12 protein-coding genes are annotated in these 18,388 nt (G+C 73.5%); 10 read left to right on the top strand and 2 right to left on the bottom strand.

Annotated features, from left to right (window positions below; genetic code table 11):
- Positions 1-164: 164 nt before the first annotated feature.
- Together ACZ6ZI_RS13565 and ACZ6ZI_RS13560 are read left to right on the top strand one after the other, a co-directional pair.
- Positions 165-629, top strand: coding sequence for a hypothetical protein (locus ACZ6ZI_RS13565; protein WP_469519696.1), 465 nt, complete (start codon positions 165-167; stop codon positions 627-629).
- Positions 630-726: 97 nt separating this feature from the next.
- Positions 727-2,526 carry a chitinase gene (locus ACZ6ZI_RS13560; protein ID WP_469520550.1) on the top strand — a complete coding sequence of 600 codons (1,800 nt, stop codon included), beginning with the start codon at positions 727-729 and terminating at the stop codon, positions 2,524-2,526.
- Here the strand turns inward: ACZ6ZI_RS13560 and ACZ6ZI_RS13555 are convergent.
- Entirely contained in the window at positions 2,456-2,971 is a 516-nt protein-coding gene (locus ACZ6ZI_RS13555; protein ID WP_469519693.1) for a phosphatase PAP2 family protein, read from the bottom strand. The two genes, ACZ6ZI_RS13560 and ACZ6ZI_RS13555, sit on opposite strands and share 71 nt — an antisense overlap.
- A gap of 450 nt (positions 2,972-3,421) precedes the next feature.
- Entirely contained in the window at positions 3,422-4,756 is a 1,335-nt protein-coding gene (gene gabT, locus ACZ6ZI_RS13550) for a 4-aminobutyrate--2-oxoglutarate transaminase (protein WP_469519690.1), read from the bottom strand.
- Positions 4,757-5,013: 257 nt separating this feature from the next.
- On the opposite strand from gabT, the gene ACZ6ZI_RS13545 reads away from it, so the two are divergent.
- From ACZ6ZI_RS13545 to ispG, 8 genes are all read left to right on the top strand, one after another.
- Positions 5,014-7,335 carry an ATP/GTP-binding protein gene (locus ACZ6ZI_RS13545; protein ID WP_469519687.1) on the top strand — a complete coding sequence of 774 codons (2,322 nt, stop codon included), beginning with the start codon at positions 5,014-5,016 and terminating at the stop codon, positions 7,333-7,335.
- Positions 7,336-7,480: 145 nt separating this feature from the next.
- A complete protein-coding gene (locus ACZ6ZI_RS13540) occupies positions 7,481-9,061 on the top strand; it encodes a PucR family transcriptional regulator (RefSeq protein WP_469519685.1) in 1,581 nt (526 codons plus the stop codon).
- A 270-nt stretch (positions 9,062-9,331) separates the two neighbouring features.
- A complete protein-coding gene (locus ACZ6ZI_RS13535) occupies positions 9,332-10,777 on the top strand; it encodes an aldehyde dehydrogenase family protein (protein WP_363057437.1) in 1,446 nt (481 codons plus the stop codon).
- A 175-nt stretch (positions 10,778-10,952) separates the two neighbouring features.
- On the top strand, positions 10,953-12,905 hold the full coding sequence (locus ACZ6ZI_RS13530) for an acyl-CoA dehydrogenase family protein (RefSeq protein ID WP_363057435.1): 1,953 nt from the start codon (positions 10,953-10,955) through the stop codon (positions 12,903-12,905).
- A gap of 99 nt (positions 12,906-13,004) precedes the next feature.
- Positions 13,005-14,315: a hypothetical protein gene (locus tag ACZ6ZI_RS13525; RefSeq protein ID WP_469519681.1), complete on the top strand. Its 1,311-nt coding sequence runs from the start codon at positions 13,005-13,007 to the stop codon at positions 14,313-14,315.
- Positions 14,316-14,336: 21 nt separating this feature from the next.
- Complete coding sequence (dxr, locus tag ACZ6ZI_RS13520) at positions 14,337-15,590, top strand: 1-deoxy-D-xylulose-5-phosphate reductoisomerase (RefSeq protein ID WP_469519679.1); 1,254 nt, start codon at positions 14,337-14,339, stop codon at positions 15,588-15,590.
- A complete protein-coding gene (locus ACZ6ZI_RS13515) occupies positions 15,587-16,888 on the top strand; it encodes a M50 family metallopeptidase (protein WP_469519677.1) in 1,302 nt (433 codons plus the stop codon). Before dxr ends, ACZ6ZI_RS13515 begins: the two co-directional genes overlap by 4 nt.
- A 197-nt stretch (positions 16,889-17,085) precedes the next feature.
- The gene (ispG, locus tag ACZ6ZI_RS13510; protein ID WP_249768049.1) at positions 17,086-18,243 is read left to right on the top strand and encodes a flavodoxin-dependent (E)-4-hydroxy-3-methylbut-2-enyl-diphosphate synthase; all 1,158 of its coding nucleotides are present in this window, start codon (positions 17,086-17,088) and stop codon (positions 18,241-18,243) included.
- The last annotated feature ends 145 nt before the right edge of the window (positions 18,244-18,388 follow it).

The raw sequence follows: 18,388 nt of genomic DNA, 5'->3' as shown, positions 1-18,388 counted from the left end.
GGGACCCCGGCACGCCCCCGGCGCCCTCCGACGCGCTCCCCGGCCTTGACCACGTGACCCGGTTCACCCCGACGGGCCGCCGCGAGTCGCGTCATACCCCCGCCCGGCCCCGCTCTCTCCCGGTGAGGACACCTCACCGACACGAGACGAACGGAGGCCGGGCGATGACGTTCCCGGGGGACAAGACGGCGGTGGAATGGCTGGTTTCGGTGGCGCCGGACCCCGATGCCTGCCGGTGGGAGTGGGAGCGCAACCCCCTCGGCGTGACCCTGCTGCCCGCGGGTCGGCGGTGGGACGTGCTGATCCTGCCGGGGGAGCTGGGGCTGGCCACCCTCGACGTGCTCGGCCGTCGCCCCGAGCGGCCCGGTCCGGTGCTCGGCGATTTCGGCGACACCCGGCTGGGTTTCCTCGTGCCCCCGGGCACGGCCTCGCACTGGCTCGGCACGGGCGTACGGGCGGCCGGGCACGGCACCTGGATCGTGGTCCCGTACCCCGGCCGGGCGACGGGCGGGGTCCGCTGGCTGGTGGTCCCGGACGGCCGGGGCACGCTCACCGACCCGACGGTGCTGGAGCTCGCGATGCACGAGGCGGCCCCGCGCGTACGGGGGGCGGACGGCCGCACCCCTTGACAACGGGATTGGTCTGGACCATGTTGGGCGCCGCCGTCCGATCAGCGGCGGCCTGGCTCCATCCCCCCATGTTCCGGAGGCAGTTGTGCGCAGAGCCATGTCCCTCCTCGCGGCCGCCGCCCTCGCGGTGGCCGGACTCCTCGCCGCGGGCCCACCGGCCGGCGCGGCCGACGCCGACCTCGCCCGCAACGGCGGCTTCGAGGCCGGCCTCGACGGCTGGAGCTGCTCGGGCGGCAGCGGCAGCGTCGTCGCCGGCCCCGTCCACGGCGGCGCCGCCGCCCTCAGGGCCACCCCCGCCGGCCAGGACAACGCCCGCTGCTCCCAGAGCGTCACCGTCAAGCCGGACTCCACGTACACGCTCGGCGCCTGGGTGCAGGGCGCGTACGTCTACCTCGGCGCGAGCGGCACCGGCACCACCGACGTGTCCACCTGGACCCAGAGCCCGGGCGCCTGGAAGCAGCTCACCACCACCTTCCGCACCGGCCCCGACACCACCACCGTGACCGTCTTCACCCACGGCTGGTACGGCCAGCCGGCCCACCTCACCGACGACCTCTCCGTCGTCGGCCCCGACCCGGGCCAGACCCCGCCCCTGCCCCCGGCCGCCCCCACCGGCCTCACGGCGTCCGCGGCCGGCGCGAGCGGCGTGAACCTCTCCTGGGCCGCTGCCCCCGGTGCCGCCTCGTACCGGGTCCACCGCGAGGGCGCCGCGCCCCTGACCGTCGCCGGCACCTCGACGACCGTCACCGGCCTCGCCGCCTCCACCACGTACTCCTTCCGCGTCAGCGCCGTCAACGCGGCCGGCGAATCACCCCTGAGCGCCGCCGTCACCGCGACCACGACCGCCGGCGGCGGCGAACCGGGCGATCCCGGCCTGCCCGCCCACGCCCTCGTCGGCTACCTCCACGCGAGCTTCGCCAACGGCTCCGGCTACGTCCGGATGGCCGACGTACCCGCCTCCTGGGACGTGATCAACCTGGCCTTCGGCGAGCCGACCTCCGTCACCTCCGGCGACATCCGCTTCTCGCTGTGCCCGGTCGCCGAATGCCCGAACGTGGAGAGCCCCGCCGAGTTCAAGGCCGCGATCAAGGCCAAGCAGGCGGCCGGCAAGAAGGTCCTCATCTCCATCGGCGGCCAGAACGGACAGGTGCAACTCGCCACCACCGCCGCCCGCGACGCCTTCGTCGCCTCCGTCGGAAGGATCATCGACGAGTACGGCCTCGACGGCCTCGACATCGACTTCGAGGGCCACTCCCTGTCCCTCGCCGCCGGCGACACCGACTTCCGCGCCCCCACCACCCCGGTCATCGTCAACCTGATCTCCGCCGTGAAGACGCTCAAGGCCCGCTACGGAGCGGACTTCGTCCTGACGATGGCCCCCGAGACCTTCTTCGTCCAGCTCGGCTACCAGTTCTACGGATCCGGCCCCTGGGGCGGCCAGGACCCGCGCGCCGGCGCCTACCTGCCCGTCATCCACGCCCTGCGCGACGACCTGACCCTGCTCCACGTCCAGGACTACAACTCGGGACCGATCATGGGCCTGGACAACCAGTACCACTCCATGGGCGGCGCCGACTTCCACATCGCCATGACCGACATGCTCCTCACCGGCTTCCCCGTCGCCGGGAACACCGCCCGCGTCTTCCCGCCGCTGCGCCCCGAACAGGTCGCCATCGGCCTCCCCGCCACCCCGAACGCGGGCAACGGACACACCCCGCCCGCCGAGGTGAACAAGGCGCTGGACTGCCTGACGAAGAAGACGAACTGCGGGACCTACCAGACCCACGGCACCTGGCCCGCGCTGCGCGGACTGATGACCTGGTCGATCAACTGGGACCGGTTCGGCTCCTGGGAGTTCTCGAAGAACTTCGACCGCTACCACGGTCGGACCACCTGACCGCCAGCACCAGCGGCGTGCACAGCAGCAGGCTCGCCACCACGTCCAGCGGCCAGTGGAACCCGCGCAGGACGAGCCCCGCGGCCGTCGCCCCCGTCAGCACGAGGGCGACGGCCGCGGGCCACCGGCGGCGGGCGTACGGGCCGACGAGCACGGCGGCGCCCGCGTAGGCCACGAACGCGGTGGCGGTGTGACCCGAGGGGAAGTACCCCGCGGCCCAGGGCTCCAGCGGGCCCGGGCGCGCCGTCCAGGCCTTCAACGGCACCACCAGGGCCGGCACCAGGGCCATCGCGAGCCCGGCGGCGAGCGCGGCGCGGACCCGGCCGCGCCGGGCGGCGTAGGCCATGGCCAGGGCGAGCACGGGCACGGCGACCGGGATGTTCCCGAGGTCCGAGAGCCGTTCGGTGACCGTGTCCGGCACGGAGCGCACGAGGGCGCGGCTCAACGCGTGATCCGGGGCCAACAGCGGCCCCGACACCAGGACCTGCCAGGTGATCAGGGCGAAGAGGAGGCAGCAGAGGGCCGCGAGCGCGGCGGGGAGGGTGGCCGGCCGCCCCGGAACAGGGGGGATGGTTCCGGGGCGGCCGCCCGGATCGGGTCGCCGCGCGCCCCGGGGGGTTTGGGGCGGACGGCCGTCCGATCGGAGAGGAGTGTGCGCGAACGCATGCCCAGTACGGCGCTGGGGAAGCCCGGTACCGGTATCGCCCCCGGTACTCCGGGAACGGTCTGTCTCACTCATCTGCAGAAACCGTACGCCAGAGAAAAGGGGACCGACAGCGGGAACGCGCTCCCGCCATCGGCCCCCCACACCTTCTTCACAGCGCCCGCCCGTTACCCGCGGTAGGGGGGTGGGCGCCGCGTTCGGACGTTCTAGACGTTCGAACCGGACGTTCGATCAGAGGGTCGCGAACGCGGCCTCGATGACGTCCAGACCCTCGTTCAGGAGGTCCTCGCCGATGACGATCGGCGGGAGGAAACGGAGCACGTTGCCGTAGGTGCCACAGGTGAGGACGAGGACGCCCTCGGCGTGGCAGGCCTTGGCGAGCGCGCCGGCCGCCTCCGGGAACGGGGTCTTGGAGACCGGGTCCTTGACGAGCTCGATCGCGATCATCGCACCGCGACCGCGGATGTCGCCGATGATGTCGTACTTCTCCTGCATCGCCGTCAGACGGGCCTTCATGACGGACTCGATCTTCTTCGCCGCGGCGTTGAGGTCGAGCTCCTTCATGGTCTCGATGGAGCCGAGCGCACCGGCGCACGCCACCGGGTTGCCGCCGTAGGTGCCACCGAGGCCACCCGCGTGGGCGGCGTCCATGATCTCGGCGCGGCCGGTCACGGCGGCGAGCGGCAGACCGCCCGCGATGCCCTTGGCGGTGGTGATCAGGTCCGGGACGATGCCCTCGTCCTCACACGCGAACCACTGGCCGGTGCGGCAGAAGCCGGACTGGATCTCGTCGGCGACGAAGACGATCCCGTTGTCGTTGGCGAACTTCACGATCGCCGGCAGGAAGCCCTTGGCCGGCTCGATGAAGCCGCCCTCGCCGAGGACCGGCTCGATGATGATCGCGGCGACGTTGTCGGCGCCGATCTGCTTGGTGATCTGGTCGATCGCCTGGGCGGCGGCCTCGGGGCCACAATTCTCGGCACCGGTGGGCCAGCGGTAGCCGTAGGCGACCGGCACGCGGTAGACCTCGGGGGCGAACGGACCGAAGCCCTGCTTGTACGGCATGTTCTTCGAGGTCAGAGCCATCGTGAGGTTCGTACGGCCGTGGTAGCCGTGGTCGAAGACGACGACGGCCTGGCGCTTGGTGTACGAACGGGCGATCTTGACGGCGTTCTCGACGGCCTCGGCGCCGGAGTTGAACAGCGCCGACTTCTTGGCGTGGTCGCCCGGGGTCAGCTCGGCGAGGGCCTCGCAGACCTCGACGTAGCCCTCGTAGGGGGTCACCATGAAGCAGGTGTGCGTGAAGTCGGCGAGCTGCGCGGAGGCGCGGCGCACGACGGCCTCGGCGGAGGCGCCGACGGAGGTCACGGCGATGCCGGAACCGAAGTCGATCAGGCGGTTGCCGTCCACGTCCTCGATGATGCCGCCGCCCGCGCGGGCGGTGAAGACGGGCAGGACGGAGCCCACGCCGCCGGCCACGACGCCGAGACGGCGGGCCTGCAGCTCCTGCGACTTGGGGCCGGGGATCGCGGTGACGAGCTTGCGCTCCTGCGGGACAGCGGTCATAGGGGGCTCCTGGGGGTGTTTCGGACGCAACTGTGTCTTTGTCCGCAGGCTAGGCCCGGGGGAGGGGGTAAGGCATGCTCCGTTCGGGAGTGGTGCCCGCGTGTCCTTGTCCGTGACGGCCATAGGAAGGAACGGGGGCGCGGGCGGGACACGGGCGGGGACGCGGTGCGTGGATCATGCGGGGTACGGGCCGCGGGGGCGGGCCGGGCACTAGATTGAGCGCCGCAGGGCCGGTCACGGGCAGGGGGCAGGGGTTCATGAACACCGAGGGCACGCACGACGGACGCACGACCCGCGAGGGCCACGTCCCCCGCCCGACGCCACCCCCCCTCCCCCCGAGACCACCCCACGCGCCGGCCGTGGGCCCGGCCCCGTTCGTGGAGTGGCTCCGCACCCCCCGCCCGGGCGCGGACCCGGGGGTATGGCGCTTCGACCACCGCCCGCGCCGCGGGGGCGAGGTGGACACCGCCACCGACCGGTCACTGCTGACGGGGGCGGTGGTCTCGTTCCTGGCGTGCGTGTTGTTGTGGTCGCTGATCAGCAACCGCTACATCCCGTACATCGACGTACCGGTCAAACTGTTCACGCCCGGGGACTGGTGGGGGCTGGGGGGTGCCCCCGTCGACGCACGGGGATCCGCCGCCGTTCAGGCGTACATGCTCCTCGTGACCGCCGGGCTCGCGCTGTGGTTCAGCAGGCTCGGCTCGTGGGCCCAGGCCTTCGACCGGCTCGTGGCCGCACGCGGACCGTGGGCCGCCGCGGTGGGGGCGGCTGTCGGGGCCGCGTTCGTGCTCATGTTGATCATGACCAACACCCTGACCGTTCTCGGCCTGGTGACCGACTACCTGCCCTACGACGACATGAGTGCAGGCACGAGGACCGTGGTGGTGGCACTCGCCTACGTGGTGGTATCGGCGCCGGTGGTTCTCTTCTTCTTCCGCCTCGCGCGCAAACCGGCCTCCGTTCATAACGCCGCCACCCCCCGTATCGCCGAGGCTCCCGCCTCCCCCGACCCCCTCGCCTGGGGGGAGGTGCGGGCCGCCGGGATGGGGGAGGTGGCCGAGCGGCTCGCCGGGGAGGCCGGGGCCGGGCGGATGAACGACGTGGACTTCGCGCGGATCCGGCGGGCCTGGGAGTCCGTGCGCGCCGACCCCTCCCGGCTCGGGGCCTTCGCCGACGCCGTGCGCGCCAAGGGCGCCGGCGCCTGCGCGCACCCCTCCGGCGACCGCGACCTCCCCGTCCGCGCCGCCCGCCACGACCTGCTCACCCGCCAGGTGCTCCTCGGCACCGTCGAGGACGGCGAGCGCAATCCCTACGCCCGCCGCGGCACCCCCCTCGCCCTCGACCCCGGCGTCCTCGGGACCTCCCTGCTGGCCGTCGGCCCCTCCGGCACCGGCAAGAGCGCCCGCCTCGTGCGGCCCGTCGTGGAGTCCCTCGCGCTCCAGGCCCTGGCCGGCCAGGCTGCCGTCGTCGCCGTCGGCTCGGCCGGGGCCCCGCTCGGCCCGGACGCGGCCTACGACGTCGTCGTCCGCGTCGGCGACCCCGAATCCGTCCACGACCTCGACCTCTACGGCGGCGCCGCCGACCCCGACGAGGCCGCCGCCCTCCTCGCCGACGCCTTCGTCGGAGACGTCCCCGGCCTCGACGTACGCCGCGCCGCGACCGCCCTCGCCCAGCTCCTCGGCCCCTTCCGCGCCGCCCACGGCCGCTTCCCGGCCGTGCCCGAGCTGCGCGAGCTGCTCGACGAACTGCCCTCCGCCCACGCGGCGCTCCGCCAGGCCCTGGAGGGCACCGGCCAGCAGGGCATGCTCCGCGAACTCGACGCCCGCGCCCGTCAGCACGGCGCGCCCGGCGACCCCGGCCCGGCCCTCGCCGACCGCGTCGCCCTGTTGGACCGGCCCGCCTTCGCCGGGTTCTTCGACCCGACCGGACAGGGACGTTCCTTTTCCATGCGGGCCCTGGAACACCCCGTCCGGGTCCGCGTCGACCTCCCCGAACGCGGCCACGCCGACGCCTCGCGGATGCTGGCCCGGCTGCTCCTCGCGCAGTTCAACGCCGGCGCCGCCGCCCGCGCCGACCGCTCGCTGTTCGCGTTCCTCGCCCTCGACGACGCCTCGCACACCCTCACCCCGGCCACCGTCCGCGGCATCCAGCGGCTGCGCTCGGCGCACGCCGGCGTCCTGCTGACCCTGCGCACCCTGGACGACGTACCGGACGCCCTGCGCACCCCGCTCCTCGGCGCGGTCGGCTGCCGCATGGCCTTCTCCGGGATCACGACCTGGGACGGCAAGCGCTTCGCCGAGGCCTGGGGCACCGAGTGGGTGGAGACCCGTGACGTCACCCACCGGACCGTCTTCGCCGACCAGCCCCTGACCCGTGCCATCCACGCCTTCCGCAAGCTGGTCACCGGCAAGGCGGTCACCACCGACGCGGTGACCGTGCGCCAGGTGGAGCGCGAACGCTGGTCGGCCTCCGACCTCGCGCACGCCGTGCCGCCGGGCTGCGCGGTGCTGTCCCTGACCACGGTCACCGGCGAGCGCGCCGCGCCGCTGCTGCTGCGCCTGTCCGCGAGCGGCTGAGCGGCCGAGCGGCTGAGGGGCTGAGGGGCTGAGCGGCTGAGGGGACCCGTACGAGGTGGCAGAATCGAGAGGGGGCGTTCGTACGACACGGCGAAATGCGCACCGTCCCCGTTCCACCCCTCCCGCTGAAGGCGCCTGGTAACCGATGCCGCTCACCCTCGCCTCCCTCGTCCAGCACTCGGCGCTCAAGCTCAGCGTCCGGGCCGGGGAGGGCCGCCTCGACACCCCCGTCCGCTGGGCGCACGTCAGCGAGCTCGCAGACCCCGTCCCCTACATGGAGGGCGGCGAGCTGCTGCTCGTCACCGCCATGAAGCTGGACGCCGAGGACCCCGACGAGATGCGCCGCTACGTACGGCGCCTCGCGGCGGCCGGGGTCGTCGGCATCGGCTTCGCGGTCGGGGTCAACTACGAGGCCGTCCCCGAAGCGCTGGTGCAGGCCGCCCGGGAGGAGGACCTGCCGCTGCTGGAGGTGCCCCGGCGCACCCCGTTCCTCGCGATCAGCAAGGCCGTCTCCGCGGCGCTCGCCGCCGATCAGTACCGGGCCGTCACGGCCGGTTTCGAGGCCCAGCGGGAGCTGACCCGGGCCGCGCTGTCGGCCGACGGCCCCGCCGACCTGCTGGCGAAGCTCGCCGCCCACGTGCACGGCTGGGCCGCGCTCTACGACACCTCCGGCGCGGTCGTCGCGGCCGCGCCGGACTGGGCCGCCCGCCGGGCCGCCCGCCTGACCCCCGACGTGGAGCGGCTGCGGGAGCGTCCCGCGCCCGCGAGCGCGGTGGTCGGCGGCGCGGAGGACCGGGTCGAGCTCCAGTCGCTGGGCACGGGCCGCCGGGCGCGGGGCGCGCTCGCCGTGGGCACCGCGGCCCCGCTCGGCACCGCCGAGCGGTACGCGGTGCACTCCGCCGTCGCCCTGCTGACCCTGACCACCGAACGCTCCCGCGCCCTGCACGACGCCGAGTCCCGGCTGGGCGCCGCCGTCCTGCGGATGCTGCTGGAGGGGCAGGCGGAGCACGCGCGGACCGTGGCCGGAGACCTGTACGGGGGCCTGCTGGACGCCCCGTTCCGCATCGTGGTCGCCGAGCCGGCGCTGCCGGGGACGGCCCAGCCCGAGGGGCTCGCGCTGCTGGCCGACGCGGTGGAGTCGGCGGCCGCCCGGACCGGGGAGACGCTGCTCGTGGTGCCCGGCACCGGCCGGCTGGTGGTGCTCGCCGCCGACGGGGGCGCGGCGGTGCGGGCCTGCGCCGACCACGCGGAGGCCCTGGAGTCGCGGCGCGGCCGCGAGGCCACCGGACCGGAGCCGGACGAACTGGTGGTCGGCCTGTCGGCCCCGGCCGGCCCGGCGGGGGTGGCCGCCGCCTTCAAGCAGGCCGACCAGGCCCTGGCCGTGGCCCGGCGGCGCGGGCGGCCGATGGTCGAGCACGAGGACCTGGCCGCCGGATCCGTGCTGCCGCTGCTCGCCGACGACGCCGTACGGGCCTTCGCGGACGGCACCCTGCGCGCCCTGCGGGAGCACGACGCGACGGGGCGGGGCGACCTCGTGGCCTCCCTCCAGGCGTGGCTCTCGCGCCACGGGCAGTGGGACGCGGCCGCCGCCGACCTCGGGGTGCACCGGCACACCCTGCGCTACCGCATGAAGCGGGTCGAGGAGATCCTCGGCCGTTCGCTGGACGACCCGGACGTCCGCATGGAGCTGTGGCTGGCGCTCAAGGCCGGCTCCGCGACGCCGTAGCGCACCGTCCACGAGCCCGTCCACGAGCTTGCCCGGCCCGCCCACGAGCCCGCGCCCGCGAGCCCGCCCGGCCCGTCGACGAGTTCCTCCGCGACGCCGTGGGAGCCCGCCGCGATCCGGCCCGCACGGCCCCCGGCGGGTCCGACAGTGACAAAGCGGCGCAGGGCGGGCGGGCGCCGCTCCATGCCGGATAAACACCGAAAGCCCGGTGGAGTCCTACGGTGGTGGGGACAACGACCCACCGCACACACTCGAAGGGCCGGGATTCGCATGACTTCCACCCACGCCTTCTGGCTCGCCGGCCGCCAGGCCACCGGCGAGGACAGCTTCGACGTCCACAACCCGTGGGACGGCCGACTGGTAGGCACCGTCAGCGTGCCCACCGACGCCCAGGTCGAGGAGGCCGTGGCCGCGGCGTACGCCGTGACGGCGGAGTTCTCCGCGACCCCCGCCCACGTCCGGGCCGCCGCCCTCGACCACGTCTCGAAGCGTCTCGTCGAGCGCACCGAGGAGATCGCCCAGCTGATCTCCGCGGAGAACGGCAAGCCGATCAAGTGGGCCCGCGGTGAGGTCGGCCGTGCGGTGTCCGTGTTCCGTTTCGCCGCCGAGGAGGCGCGCCGCTTCAACGGCGGCGACGCCCAGCGCCTGGACACCGACGCCGGTGGCGTCGGCCGCCTCGCCCTGACCCGCCGCTTCGTCAAGGGCCCGGTCCTCGGCATCGCGCCGTTCAACTTCCCGCTGAACCTGTGCGCCCACAAGGTGGCCCCGGCCATCGCCGTCGGCGCGCCGATCATCCTGAAGCCGGCCCCGGCCACCCCGCTGTCCGGTCTGATCCTCGGCGAGCTGCTCGCCGAGACCGACCTGCCGGCCGGTTCCTGGTCCGTGCTCCCCGTCGCCAACGACAAGATGCCGGCCCTGGTCAAGGACGAGCGCCTGCCCGTCATCTCCTTCACCGGCTCCGACAAGGTCGGCTACGCGATCCAGCAGTCGGTGCCCCACAAGCACTGCACCCTGGAGCTCGGCGGCAACGCCGCCGCCGTGGTCCTCGCCGACTGGGCCTCCGAGGCCGACCTCGACTGGGCCGCGACCCGCATCGCGACCTTCTCGAACTACCAGGCCGGCCAGTCCTGCATCTCCGTGCAGCGCGTCATCGCCGACGCCTCGGTCTACGACCGCCTCGCCGAGAAGGTCGTCGAGAAGGTCCGCGCCCAGGTCACCGGCGACCCCTCCGACTCCGCCACCGACGTCGGCCCCCTGGTCTCCGAGGACGCCGCCAAGCGCGTCGAGGCCTGGGTCGACGAGGCCGTCTCCGCCGGCGCCAAGCTGCTGACCGGCGGCAAGCGCGAGGGTGCCTCGTACGAGCCCACCGTCGTCGCCGACCTGCCGGCCGGCGTCACGCTCGCCGTCGAGGAGGTCTTCGGACCGGTCCTCACCCTCCAGCGCGTCGAGAACACCGACGAGGCCTTCGCCGCCGTCAACGACTCGAAGTTCGGTCTCCAGACCGGCGTCTTCACCCGCGACATCCAGGTGGCCTTCCGGGCCCACCGCGAGCTCGAGGTCGGCGGCGTGATCATCGGCGACGCGCCCTCCTATCGGGCCGACCAGATGCCGTACGGCGGCGTCAAGCAGTCCGGCGTGGGCCGCGAGGGCGTCCGCTACGCGATGGACGACTACACCTACGAGCGCGTCCTGGTCCTCACGGGCCTCGACATCTGATCGGACGACACTCGTCCGGTCCTGCGACCGACGGCCGGAGCCTACTGTGCGGGGGCTCCGGCCGTCCCCCTTTTCCCGGGCACTCTTCCGGGCCTTTTCCCGCGCGCCCGGAACGGGTACGACTCACAGGTAGCACCGCTCGGTAGTTCCCCGATGCTGCGAGGTGAGCACCCGGATGTCAGCGACACAGCCCGTACAGCCCGTACAGCCCAAGGTGACCGAGCGCGAGGCGCGGCAGGTCGCGGAAGCGGCCCGGGAGGCGGACTGGCGCAAGCCCAGCTTCGCCAAGGAGCTCTTCCTCGGACGGTTCCGGCTGGACCTGATCCACCCCCACCCGCTCCCCGCCGACGAGGACGTCCGACGCGGCGAGGCCTTCCTGGCCCGGCTGCGCGAGTTCTGCGAGCACGAGATCGACGGTCCGCGCATCGAGCGCGAGGCCCGCATCCCCGACGAGACGGTGCGCGGGCTCAAGGAGCTCGGCGCCCTCGGGATGAAGATCGACCCCAAGTACGGCGGCCTCGGCCTGACGCAGGTCTACTACAACAAGGCCCTCGCCCTCGTCGGCTCCGTCAGCCCCGCCATCGGCGCCCTGCTCTCCGCCCACCAGTCGATCGGCGTGCCCCAGCCGCTGAAGATGTTCGGCACCCAGGAGCAGAAGGACACCTGGCTGCCGCGCTGCGCCACGACCGCCGTCAGCGCCTTCCTGCTCACCGAACCCGACGTGGGTTCCGACCCCGCCCGACTGGCCACCACGGCCGTACCCGACGGGGAGGACGCCTACGTCCTCGACGGGGTGAAGCTGTGGACGACCAACGGCGTGGTCGCGGACCTCCTCGTGGTCATGGCCCGGGTGCCCGCGGGCGAGGGCCACAAGGGCGGCATCACGGCCTTCGTCGTCGAGGCCGACTCCCCGGGCATCACCGTCGAGCACCGCAACGCCTTCATGGGCCTGCGCGGCCTGGAGAACGGCGTCACCCGCTTCCACCGCGTCCGCGTCCCCGCCGCCAACCGGATCGGCGCCGAGGGGGCCGGCCTGAAGATCGCGCTGACCACCCTCAACACCGGGCGGCTGTCGCTGCCCGCCATGTGCGTGGGCGCCGGCAAGTGGTGCCTGAAGATCGCCCGCGAATGGTCCGCCGTACGCGAGCAGTGGGGCCGCCCCGTCGCCCGCCACGAGGCCGTCGGAGCGAAGATCTCCTTCATCGCCGCCACCACCTTCGCCCTGGAGGCGGTCGTCGACCTCGCCTCCCAGATGGCCGACGAGGACCGCAACGACATCCGCATCGAAGCCGCCCTGGCCAAGCTCTACGGCTCGGAGATGGCCTGCCTGATGGCCGACGAACTGGTCCAGATCCGCGGCGGTCGCGGCTTCGAGACCGCCGAGTCGCTGGCCGCGCGCGGGGAGCGGGCCGTCCCCGCCGAACAGATGCTCCGCGACCTGCGCATCAACCGGATCTTCGAGGGCTCCACCGAGATCATGCACCTGCTGATCGCCCGCGAGGCCGTCGACGCCCACCTCTCCGTCGCCGGCGACCTCATCGACCCCGACAAGGCCCTGGGGGACAAGGCGAAGGCGGGGGCCCGCGCCGCCGGGTTCTACGCCCGCTGGCTGCCGCAACTGGCCACCGGTGCCGGACAGCTCCCCGGCACCTACCGGGAGTTCCACCCCGGCGGCCACCCCGACCTCTCCACCCACCTGCGCTACGTCGAACGCGGCGCCCGCAAACTCGCCCGCAGCACCTTCTACGCCATGTCCCGCTGGCAGGGCCGCATGGAGACCAAGCAGGGCTTCCTCGGCCGGGTCGTGGACATCGGCGCCGAGCTGTTCGCGATGAGCGCCGCCTGCGTGCGCGCCGAGCACCTGCGCGCCACGGGGGACCACGGGCGCGAGGCCTACCAGCTCGCCGACGCGTTCTGCCGGCAGTCCCGGCTGCGCGTCGAGGAGCTGTTCGGCCGCCTGTGGGCCAACACCGACGACCTCGACCGCAAGGTCGTCGAAGGGGTCCTCGGCGGCGTCTACACCTGGCTGGAGGAGGGCGTCCTCGACCCCTCGGGCGACGGCCCGTGGATCGCCGACGCCACCCCCGGACCCTCCACCCACGAAAACGTGCACCGTCCCCTGCGCTGACCTGCCATCATCGGCAGCAGCCCGGACGGACGTACGAGTAACGAGCGCACGTGCGGGAACGAGTACGGAACGGGCAACGGCACGAGGCGGATGAGGACGATGGCGACGGCCGAGGAGGACCGGGCCGGCCGACGGCTGGCCTGGTGCGTGGCGCACCTGCTGCGCCACGCACCCCAGCAGGTCGTCGCCGACCTGCTGGAGCGGCTCGACGGGACCACCCGCAAGTACCTGTGCCGCGACCAGTGGCTGCCCGCCTCGGCCGTCACGCTGCTCCTGCGCCACGGCACCGACACCGACCGGCACTACATCGCCCGCAACCCGCACGTCGTCGGCCGTCCGCTGCCCGGCCTGCCCGGCCCCGCGCGGTACGCCGCCCGGCCCGGCCCGTCCCCGGAACTCCAGCGGGAGACGGGCCCGGGCCCCCTCGCCCCCGACGACCTGATCCGGCTGCTCCGCCGGCACGGCCGCCGCCCCCGCGTCCCGCTGACCCTCCTCGGCATACCCCACCTGCTCGACGCCGGGACGCTGCTGCGCGAGCACGCCCGCGACCCCCTGCCGCCCGGCGCCGTCGAGGCGCTGCTGCTGGTGGGCGCCCTGCCCCGGGAGGTCTGCGCGGCGCTCCTGGACGCGCGCACGGGGCCGACGTACGGGCGCGACTGGCACCGCCCCGCCGTCCGCGCCGTCCGCACCGGTCTGCTCACCTGCGACGAACTCGTCGCCCGCGTGGCCCCGGCCCCCCGCACCCTGCTCCTCGGCCACCTCCCCGTCGGGCGCGGCCTGCGCTGGAGCCTGCCCGAACAGGCCGAGATGCAGTCGGCCGTACAGCGCGCCCTGCGCCCGCTGCTCGGCGAGGACGCCCGGCTCTGGGCCGAGCTGCCGCGCCGCGCCCCCGCCTTCCGCGGCACCCTCCCCGAACTGGCGCGGACCCTGGCCGCGGGCACCCCGCCCCCGCCCGGCGCCGTCCGCCACGACCCCGCGCTGGCCCGCGCCGTACGCCACCTCGCGCCGGACGCGGCGTCGGCGGAACCGACCGGGGCCTGGGAGCGGGAACTGGCCCTGGTGAGCCTGGCCGTGCCGATGGAGACCGTCGAGGAGGACGTCCGCTGGGTCCGCGACTGCCTGGACCGCGGCCTGTTGACCGGCGCGGACGTGGTCCGGCACAAGGTCCCCGCCTGCTGGGCGCTGGACGAGGACCAGTGGCTCGGTGACATCGGCCACCCCGACCGCCACGACCGTCCCGCGGCCGTCCTCGCCGCCCGCGCCGAGGCCGACCGGCTGTTCGACGCCGCCCTCGGCGACGACGCGCGGGCCTGGTGGCGGGCCGCCCGCGCGCTGCCCGACTTCGCCGGAACGCTGCCGGAGCTGTTGGCCCGCGTCACGGACGGGGACTCCGTGTCCAAGCGGCCCTGAGTTGCGGCAACAATGGGGGGCATGAGCGACAGTCCAGCCCCCCTCGCCGACCCGCACCTCCTCTTCGACGCCGCGGCCGGCCGCCGGGACATCGTCATCCTCGGGTCCACCGGGTCGATCGGCACCCAGGCCATCGACCTCGCCCTGCGCAACCCGGACCGCTTCCGGGTCACCGCGCTGTCCGCCGCCGGCGGGCGCGTCGCACTGCTGGCCGAGCAGGCCCGCAGGCTGCGGGTCCAGGTCGTGGCCGTCGCCCGCGAGGACGTCGTACCGGCCCTGAAGGAGGCGCTGAGCGCCGAGTACGGGAGCTCCGAGCCGCTGCCCGAGATCCTCGCCGGGCCCGACGCGGCCACCGAGCTCGCCGCCTCCCCCTGCCACACCGTCCTCAACGGCATCACCGGCTCCATCGGGCTCGCGCCCACCCTCGCCGCGCTGCGCGCCGGCCGCACCCTCGCCCTCGCCAACAAGGAGTCGCTGATCGTCGGCGGCCCCCTGGTGAAGGCCCTCGCGAAGCCCGGCCAGATCATCCCGGTCGACTCCGAGCACGCCGCGCTCTTCCAGGCGCTGGCCGCCGGCACCCGGGCCGACGTCCGCAAGCTCGTGGTCACCGCCTCCGGCGGCCCCTTCCGCGGCCGCACCCGCGCCGAGCTGGCCTCCGTCACCGTCCAGGACGCCCTCGCGCACCCCACCTGGGCCATGGGCCCGGTCATCACCGTGAACTCGGCGACCCTGGTCAACAAGGGCCTGGAGGTCATCGAGGCCCACCTGCTCTACGACGTCCCCTTCGACCGCATCGAGGTCGTGGTCCACCCCCAGTCGTACGTGCACTCCATGGTCGAGTTCACCGACGGCTCCACCCTCGCCCAGGCCACCCCGCCCGACATGGGCGGCCCCATCGCCATCGGCCTCGGCTGGCCCGTACGGGTTGCGGACGCGGCCCCCGCCTTCGACTGGACCAAGGCGTCGACCTGGGAGTTCTTCCCGCTCGACACCGAGGCCTTCCCCGCCGTGGACCTGGCCCGCCGCGTCGGCACGCTCGGCGGCACCGCGCCGGCCGTCTTCAACGCGGCGAACGAGGAGTGCGTCGAGGCGTTCCTGGCCGGTCGGCTGCCGTTCACAGCAATCATGGATACCGTCTCTGCCGTGGTCGATGAGCACGGGACGCCGGACACGGGAACTTCCCTGACCGTCGCGGACGTCCTCGAAGCGGAGACCTGGGCCAGGGCCCGGGCACGGGAGATGGCGGCGCGCGCCGCCGTGGAGGCGAGCGCATGACACTGCTGCTGACCCTGCTGGGCGTGCTCGTCTTCGTGGTCGGGCTGCTCTTCTCCATCGCCTGGCACGAGCTGGGCCACCTCTCCACGGCCAAGCTCTTCGGCATCCGCGTGCCCCAGTACATGGTCGGCTTCGGCCGGACCATCTGGTCGCGCAAGAAGGGCGAGACGGAGTACGGGATCAAGGCCATCCCGATGGGCGGCTACATCCGCATGATCGGGATGTTCCCGCCCGGGGACGACGGCAAGGTCACGGCACGCTCCACCTCGCCGTTCCGCTCGATGATCGAGGACGCCCGTTCGGCGGCCTACGAGGAGCTCCAGCCCGGGGACGAGAGCCGGCTGTTCTACACGCGCAAGCCCTGGAAGCGCGTGATCGTGATGTTCGCGGGCCCCTTCATGAACCTGGTGCTCGCCCTGGCGATCTTCTTCGGCGTGTGGATGACCTTCGGGATCAACCGCACGACCACCGAGATCGCCGGCGTCTCGCCCTGCGTGATCCAGCAGAGCGAGAACCGCGACGAGTGCAGGCCCGGCGACCCCGTCGCCCCGGCCAAGCAGGCGGGCCTGATGGCGAAGGACCGGATCGTCGCCTTCGACGGCCGCGCGGTCACCGACTGGGCCGCCCTGCAGAAGCAGATCCGCGACACCGTCGGCCCGGCCACCGTCACCGTCGTACGCGACGGCGCGCGCCTCGACGTCCCGGTGAACCTGATCGAGAACCGGGTCGCCAAGAGCGACGGCCACGGCGGCTACGTCAAGGGCCAGTACGTGACGGCGGGCTGGCTCGGCTTCAGCCCGCGCAACGAGATCGCCGCCCTGTCCTTCGGGGAATCGGTCGACCACCTCGGCGACATCGTCGAGAGCAGCGTCCAGGGCCTGGTCAACCTGCCCGCCAAGGTCCCCGCCCTGTGGAACGCGGCCTTCGGCGGCGCCGAGCGCGAGGCCGACTCCCCGATGGGCATCGTCGGCGCGGCCCGCATCAGCGGCGACATCGCCGCCCTCGACCTGCCCAGCGAACAGAAGATGTCGATCCTGTTGAACGTGCTCGGCATGTTCAACCTGTCGCTCTTCCTGTTCAACATGCTGCCCCTCCTCCCGCTCGACGGCGGCCACATCGCCGGCGCCCTGTGGGAGTCCCTGCGGCGCCAGGTGGCCCGGATCTTCCGCCGCGCCGACCCCGGCCCCTTCGACGTGGCCAAGCTGATGCCCGCCGCCTACGTGGTGGCCGGCGTCTTCGTCTGCTTCACGCTGTTGGTGCTCGTGGCCGACGTGGTCAACCCGATCAAGATCACCTAGTGGGGGCGTCGCACCGGCCCGCCGCCGGCGCGACGTACATCCCACGGCCGGGAGCCGGGCACGCTTCGTGCCCGGCTCCCTACGTTCGGGTGGCGCACCCCCTCGGATGCGAGGGGCACGCCCTCATTGGCGTAACCTCGAAGGCTGGAGCCCGCCGATATCGGGACCTCGATCCACACCTTGGGGTTGCACAGCAGATGACTGCCATCTCTCTCGGAATGCCGGCCGTGCCGACGAAGCTTGCCGACCGCAGGGTCAGCCGCAAGATCCAGGTCGGCTCGGTCGCCGTCGGCGGCGACGCGCCCATCTCGGTGCAGTCGATGACCACGACCCGCACCTCCGACATCGGCGCCACCCTCCAGCAGATCGCCGAACTGACCGCCTCCGGCTGCAACATCGTCCGCGTGGCCTGCCCGACCCAGGACGACGCCGACGCACTGGCCGTCATCGCGAAGAAGTCGCAGATCCCGGTCATCGCCGACATCCACTTCCAGCCCAAGTACGTGTTCGCCGCCATCGACGCCGGCTGCGCCGCCGTCCGCGTGAACCCGGGCAACATCAAGCAGTTCGACGACAAGGTCAAGGAGATCGCGAAGGCCGCGAACGACGCGGGCACCCCGATCCGCATCGGCGTCAACGCCGGCTCCCTCGACGCCCGCCTGCTGAAGAAGTACGGCAAGGCCACCCCCGAGGCGCTGGTCGAGTCCGCGCTGTGGGAGGCCTCCCTCTTCGAGGAGCACGGCTTCAGCGACATCAAGATCTCGGTCAAGCACAACGACCCGGTCGTCATGGTCAACGCCTACCGGCAGCTCGCCGCCGCGTGCGACTACCCGCTGCACCTCGGCGTCACCGAGGCCGGCCCCGCCTTCCAGGGCACCATCAAGTCCGCCGTCGCCTTCGGCGCGCTGCTCTCCGAGGGCATCGGCGACACCATCCGCGTCTCCCTCTCGGCCCCGCCGGCCGAGGAGGTCAAGGTCGGCATCCAGATCCTGGAGTCCCTCAACCTCAAGCCGCGCCGCCTGGAGATCGTCTCCTGCCCCTCCTGCGGCCGCGCCCAGGTCGACGTCTACAAGCTCGCCGAAGAGGTGACCGCCGGCCTGGAGGGCATGGAGGTCCCGCTGCGCGTCGCCGTCATGGGCTGCGTCGTCAACGGCCCCGGCGAGGCCCGTGAGGCCGACCTCGGCGTCGCCTCCGGCAACGGCAAGGGCCAGATCTTCGTGAAGGGCGAGGTCATCAAGACCGTCCCCGAGTCGAAGATCGTGGAGACCCTCATCGAAGAGGCGATGAAGATCGCCGAGCAGATGGAGAAGGACGGCGTCGCCTCCGGCGAGCCCACCGTCGCCATCGGCGTCTGATACGACCCGAGCGTCGCCGGGGCCGTCGAGGCCGCCGGACGACCCCGGCCACCGAACGGGCCCCGGCCCCGTTCCCGCAGCTCGCGGGCGGGTTCGGGGCCCTTTCGTGACCCGTGGGACCAGGCATCCTCAGGTCCGGGCGGGT

It is taken from the genome of Streptomyces sp. NPDC103540, from assembly GCF_055584445.1.
Note: the sequence above shows the minus strand (reverse complement) of the source record. Positions and strands in the feature narration are given on the sequence as shown.

Bases quoted from the DNA above. Each gene is read 5' to 3' on its own strand.
- ACZ6ZI_RS13565 (WP_469519696.1), top strand. From the start codon at position 165: ATGACGTTCCCGGGGGACAAGACGGCGGTGGAATGGCTGGTTTCGGTG.
- ACZ6ZI_RS13560 (WP_469520550.1), top strand. From the start codon at position 727: ATGTCCCTCCTCGCGGCCGCCGCCCTCGCGGTGGCCGGACTCCTCGCC.
- gabT (WP_469519690.1), bottom strand. From the start codon at position 4,756: ATGACCGCTGTCCCGCAGGAGCGCAAGCTCGTCACCGCGATCCCCGGC.
- ACZ6ZI_RS13545 (WP_469519687.1), top strand. From the start codon at position 5,014: ATGAACACCGAGGGCACGCACGACGGACGCACGACCCGCGAGGGCCAC.
- ACZ6ZI_RS13540 (WP_469519685.1), top strand. From the start codon at position 7,481: ATGCCGCTCACCCTCGCCTCCCTCGTCCAGCACTCGGCGCTCAAGCTC.
- ACZ6ZI_RS13535 (WP_363057437.1), top strand. From the start codon at position 9,332: ATGACTTCCACCCACGCCTTCTGGCTCGCCGGCCGCCAGGCCACCGGC.
- ACZ6ZI_RS13530 (WP_363057435.1), top strand. From the start codon at position 10,953: ATGTCAGCGACACAGCCCGTACAGCCCGTACAGCCCAAGGTGACCGAG.
- ACZ6ZI_RS13525 (WP_469519681.1), top strand. From the start codon at position 13,005: ATGGCGACGGCCGAGGAGGACCGGGCCGGCCGACGGCTGGCCTGGTGC.
- dxr (WP_469519679.1), top strand. From the start codon at position 14,337: ATGAGCGACAGTCCAGCCCCCCTCGCCGACCCGCACCTCCTCTTCGAC.
- ACZ6ZI_RS13515 (WP_469519677.1), top strand. From the start codon at position 15,587: ATGACACTGCTGCTGACCCTGCTGGGCGTGCTCGTCTTCGTGGTCGGG.
- ispG (WP_249768049.1), top strand. From the start codon at position 17,086: ATGACTGCCATCTCTCTCGGAATGCCGGCCGTGCCGACGAAGCTTGCC.